This is a genomic window from Mycobacterium gordonae (assembly GCF_001417955.2).
Taxonomy (GTDB): domain Bacteria; phylum Actinomycetota; class Actinomycetes; order Mycobacteriales; family Mycobacteriaceae; genus Mycobacterium; species Mycobacterium gordonae_B.
Genome location: NZ_LKTM01000094.1, coordinates 1 through 4,735 on the forward strand (window position 1 = coordinate 1; position 4,735 = coordinate 4,735).

The following is a 4,735-nucleotide window of genomic DNA, read 5'->3' on the forward strand; positions in this document are numbered from 1 at the left end:
CCCCGCGGCACCGTTACCACCGTTCCCCCACAGCAGGCCGCCGGCCCCTCCCGCACCGCCCGGGGTGGTTGCGTTGGCGCCGTCACCGATCAGAGGGCGACCCAAGAGCAATTGGGTAGGGGCGTTGACGACACCCAGCACGCCCTGCTCGATCGCCTGTAGTGGCGACGCGTTCAACGCTTCCGCGGCCGCGTATGACGCGCCGGCACCCGCGATGGACTGTACGAATTGCTGGTGGAACAGAGCTGCCTGGGCATTGACCGCCTGGTAGGTCTGGGCGTGCGCCGAGAACAGCTCGGCTATCGCCGCTGAAATCTCGTCGGCGCCGGCCGCTGCCAGGGCAGTTGTGGGGCCGGCGGCCGCGCTGCTGGCCTCGCTCAGCATCGAACCGACATTCGCCAACTGCCCGGCGGCGTGCGCCACCACATCCGGTGCGGCAACCAAGAATGTCATCACTGTCCTCCATCGGGTCACGACGACGGGGCCGGCACAGGCCAGACGAGGACGGCCAATGAACCACTGCCCCATCGACTTTGAGTCTTGCCAGACTGACCCTTTCGATACCGTGCTGACATCGGGCAGAGTGCACAGACCCTGTCAGCGGCGCCGTGCACAGTGCACAGGCGCCGCGACAGGCCAAGCGGGGCCGCGCACCGCAACGCTCAGGCGATGGCAACCCCGCTCGGCGGGAAGGGGAGTCAGGCCGCCAGGCGGCGCACTCCCAGGTACTGCAGGCCGGCGAAGGCCAGCGTGTAGACGCCGCTGCCCAGGGTCGCGGCCACTCCGATCGACGTCATCGGCACCAGTTCCGCGGCAACGATCGCCGCGACCGTGTACACCAGATTCGCCGCGACGACGCCGATTCCGGCGCGACGCAGGTTCGGCAGCGCGGCCAGGCTGAACACCGCCAGTCCGTAGAGGACGAAGAAGGCGCCCATGCTGTATTCCTGACCGGACGTCAGCCCGGTCAACCGCGAAACCGGATCGGCCGCCACGGCGACGGCCAGACCCATCAGTCCGGTCAAGGTGGCGTCGGCCCGCATCGCGAATCGAAGCAGCGAGTCGTTGGAGTCGGATAACGGGCGGTGCTCCACCCCAGAAATTGCGGTCATGTTCGGGTCTCCTCTGGCTTGTGGGCGTTGGTTCGGGTCGAACACCCTTGACGGTGCCGGTTATGCACTGCCAGATCGACGCACGGCACTGCCAATTACTGCCATGCACGCAATGACCAGGACGTTTTCTGGTCCACCGCTCAGACGGCCCGGGCCTCCACGATGCCGAAGGGCGACGCCGTCTGCACCACTCGTGTCATCCGAAAGCCGGCGCGCTGCAACAACCGGCCGTACTCGGACTCGGTTCGCTCACGGCCATCGACCATCACCAACATTTCCAGGTCGATCCACTTGGCCGGGATGTCGCGGTCGTTGTCGGCGATAACCTGCTCCAGAAGCAGGACATGGCTGCCCGGCGCGGCCGCCTGGCGCACCTTGGTGAGGATGCGGACCGCGTCGTCGTCGGGCCAGTCGTGAATGATGTTCTTCAGTACATACGCGTCCCCGCCGACGGGCAGGTCATCCTCGAAGAAGGAGCCCTCGACGATGCGCACCCGGTCTTCGACGTGATGTTCGCGGAGTTCAGCCGGCGCCCCGGCGACCACCTGGGGTTGGTCGAACAGGATGCCGTGCGCGTGGGGCACCGTGTTCAGGATCGCGGCCAGCAGCCGGCCGTGGCCGCCACCGACGTCGACGATGGTCGAGAAGCCGCTGAAGTCGTAGGCCGCGACCAGCGGCGCGATGGAGAGCTCGGACGTCCCGGTCATGGCCTGGTTGAAGATCTGTGCGAGCTCCGGTTCGCCGGCCAGGTACTCGAAGAACGGCTTGCCCCGCAGTCCGGGGACAACTGATCGCCCACTGCGCACGGCGTCGGCCAGTGCACTCCAATGCTCACGCTGCTGCGGAGCGCCCACGAACCGGGCCATGCCGGCCAATGAGACTTCGGCGTCGCTGCGCAACGCCTCTGCCAGCGGGTTCAATTCGTAGCGACCGTCGCGGCGCCTACGGAAGACGCCGCGTCCGATCAACGCCCGAAGCAACCGGCCGAGTGCGTCGGCGTCCGCGCCGACGGCCGCCGCCAGCTCGTCGGCGGTCAACGGCCCGCCGGCGAGAGCGTCGGCAATGCCGAGTTCGGCTGCCGCGGCAACCGCCTGAGCTGCCCAGGCGTCCAGAATGATCTCCAACATCGCCGCCGGCGCCGGCACCATCCGCTGGCGCAATCGGGCCAGGCGGTCGCGGACCACTTCGAGCGCCCGAACGACGCGGGCTGGCGGCAGTTTGTCAGGCACACGCATCTCCGTCTGCTGGTGTGAGAGGCGCGCTGAGATCAATCGCTAGGGACAGTGACCCGGCCTCTTAGGTCGGCGGCGATCAACCGCGCCGCCGCGTTCTGCCAATTGTGCAGTGAGCGTTGGGGTACCTCGGTAACCAGCCACTGCCAAGCTTGCCGTGCCGTCGGGTCCAACCCCGCGGCGGTGGCGTTCTGAGCGTAGGCGCGCACGCCGACCACGTAGGGGAAATACAGCGAGTTGTAGTAGCGCCATTCCTCGGTCGTGCCGAAGTCGCCGTCTCGCGGCTTGAGCCGGCTGATGCCGTCGGCGAGCACCGCCTTGAGTTCGTTGGCGCGCTCCACGGGATGATCCGGTGCGCCGCGGGCGGCCAGGCGCTCGTCGATCACCGGCAGCGCGGTCAGCGGGCTGGCAACCAGCTTGGTCAGGTCTCCGTAATGGCCCAGCGCCCGCCGGGTGAGCCGGACGAACGTGTCGTCGTCAATGTCGACCAGAGGGTCTTCCGACCGCAGCGGCAGCGCCGCGCCCGCGCCACGCAGCGCCGCCCGGTCAGCCCGCAACTCGGGCGACCGGAAGAAGGCCAACCGGTCCAGGATCCCGGCCATGGGGTCCGCGAGTACCTGCACCGTGATCGCCACCGCCAGGCTGGTGAACAGCAGCACGGTCATCGCGGTCTGCGCGGTCGGGTCGGCGCGGGTCAGTGCCAGTCCGGTCAGTGCCTGACCACCGAACAGCAGCGACACGGCCGAGCAGCCGACAAAGGAACGCAGCATGTCGGCCCGTAACGCCTGTCCCTCGTCGAAGGCGTCCCACAGAGCCACCGCCACCCCGAGGAGCAGCACATCGAAGCCTGTCGACGCCAGCGCGAGCCAACTCGGCACCAGTCCCAACGGGATGATCAGGATGGCGTTCGCCAGCGCGAAGAACAGCGTCGCGACGACGACAGCTCCGATGACCGGCGCCGGCCGGACCGGCCGGAGCACGTTGCGGGCCATCGCCCCCAGCGTGGAGACCGAGATGACTGCGGACATCAGCCAATGGCCCAGCCTCAGCGGGCCGTCGACGTTCCCGGCCGCCGTGGCCGCCAGGACCGCCGCCGCGGCGACGCCGCCGACCAGCAGCACCTCACCGGTTCGTCCGCGGGCGCCGTCGGCGGGCCTGGCCAGTTCGAGAAGCACCGCGAACCACGCCACTCCGGGCACGGCCACCAGGTAGACCTCGAGCTGACTGAGCAGCGCGGCGTGCGTCGCGCTGGTGGTGCGCACCGCGTCCAGGGCCACGACCGACGCGAAGCCGCAAAGCCCGATCGAAGCCAGCACGAGCACCGGCTTGCGCGGGTCGCGGGCCAGCAGATACAGCCCCAGCCACCCGCTCAGCGTGAATACCACCGCCGACAGCGCAGCCATGAATCCAGTCTGTCACGCGGCTGTTCGCCACTCTCCTACGCCGCTACGTGGTGGTGGTGACGAGACTGGCCTGCAGCGGTGAGAGGGCCGCCAGGGCCTGCTGCAGCACACTCATCTGGCCGTTCCAGAAGCCGGAGACCTGGCTGCCGATGTTGCCGACGCCGGACATGAACGCCGCACCGTTGACTGTGCTGGTGTTGGCGAAGCCCGAGATGGCGTCGCCCAGGTTCTGGAAGCCCGACAGCAACGAACCGGAGTTGTACCAGCCCGAGGTCAGGGCCCCGTTGGCGTTGGCGAAGCCCGAACTCAGATCGCTGGAGTTGAAGAAACCAGACGTGCCGCTGGAATTCCCGTTGAAGTACCCCGACGACACCGAGGAGTTCCCGACACCGAGCATCGCCGGCAAGGAGAGGTCGAACTGGCCGAGGAGGTTCATGTTGAAGGGGATGAGGAGGTTCGCCCCGACCATGAGGTCATTGAAAACGATCGGGTTGACGACGATGGGGGATATCGCCGGGGACTGCAGGGTTCCACTGACATTGATGGTGAGAAGAACGGTGACGTTCACGTTGAGCGGGATGCCGAACGTTGGGATCGGCTGGATGGTGATCGGGTGGATGAAGCCGGTGACCGGGATTGCCACGTTGGCACCTGCCACCAGGTCGATCGGAATCGCCGGGAGTTTGATCGGGATGGTCGTACCCTGCTGGCCGTCGGCCAGCTGGAAGGAGCCGACGTTCATGCTGCCGGTGTTGAAGGAACCGGTGTTGAGGTCGCCTGAGTTGGCGAAGCCGGTGTTGATACTGCCGCCGTTGAAGCTTCCGGTGTTGCGATCGCCGGGGTTGGCGTCACCGGTGTTGAAGCTGCCGGCGTTGAAACTTCCCGTGTTGTTGCTGCCGGTGTTGCCGAAGCCGGTGTTGTAGCTGCCGGTGTTGCCGATACCGGTGTTGCCGATGCTGGTGTTGCCGATGCCGGTGTTGTAGTCACC

The 4,735-nt window shown here is 67.3% G+C and carries 5 protein-coding genes; all 5 read right to left on the reverse strand.

Annotation, left to right across the window (positions count from 1 at the left end; all coding sequences use genetic code 11):
• Positions 1-453 (reverse strand): PE family protein (locus AO501_RS10170; protein WP_156452453.1); only part of this gene is annotated, 453 nt, incomplete at its 3' end.
• 245 nt (positions 454-698) lie between these two features.
• Positions 699-1,112 (reverse strand): hypothetical protein, encoded by a 414-nt coding sequence (locus tag AO501_RS10175; RefSeq protein ID WP_055577600.1) that lies wholly within the window; start codon positions 1,110-1,112, stop codon positions 699-701.
• A 140-nt stretch (positions 1,113-1,252) separates the two neighbouring features.
• Positions 1,253-2,347: a methyltransferase gene (locus AO501_RS10180; protein WP_055577601.1), complete on the reverse strand. Its 1,095-nt coding sequence runs from the start codon at positions 2,345-2,347 to the stop codon at positions 1,253-1,255.
• 32 nt (positions 2,348-2,379) lie between these two features.
• Positions 2,380-3,747 (reverse strand): hypothetical protein, encoded by a 1,368-nt coding sequence (locus tag AO501_RS10185; protein ID WP_055577602.1) that lies wholly within the window; start codon positions 3,745-3,747, stop codon positions 2,380-2,382.
• 43 nt (positions 3,748-3,790) lie between these two features.
• On the reverse strand, positions 3,791-4,735 hold a 945-nt coding region (locus AO501_RS10190), incomplete at its 5' end, for a hypothetical protein (RefSeq protein WP_082658529.1).

Bases quoted from the DNA above. Each gene is read 5' to 3' on its own strand.
- AO501_RS10180 (WP_055577601.1), bottom strand. From the start codon at position 2,347: ATGCGTGTGCCTGACAAACTGCCGCCAGCCCGCGTCGTTCGGGCGCTC.
- AO501_RS10185 (WP_055577602.1), bottom strand. From the start codon at position 3,747: ATGGCTGCGCTGTCGGCGGTGGTATTCACGCTGAGCGGGTGGCTGGGG.
- AO501_RS10175 (WP_055577600.1), bottom strand. From the start codon at position 1,112: ATGACCGCAATTTCTGGGGTGGAGCACCGCCCGTTATCCGACTCCAAC.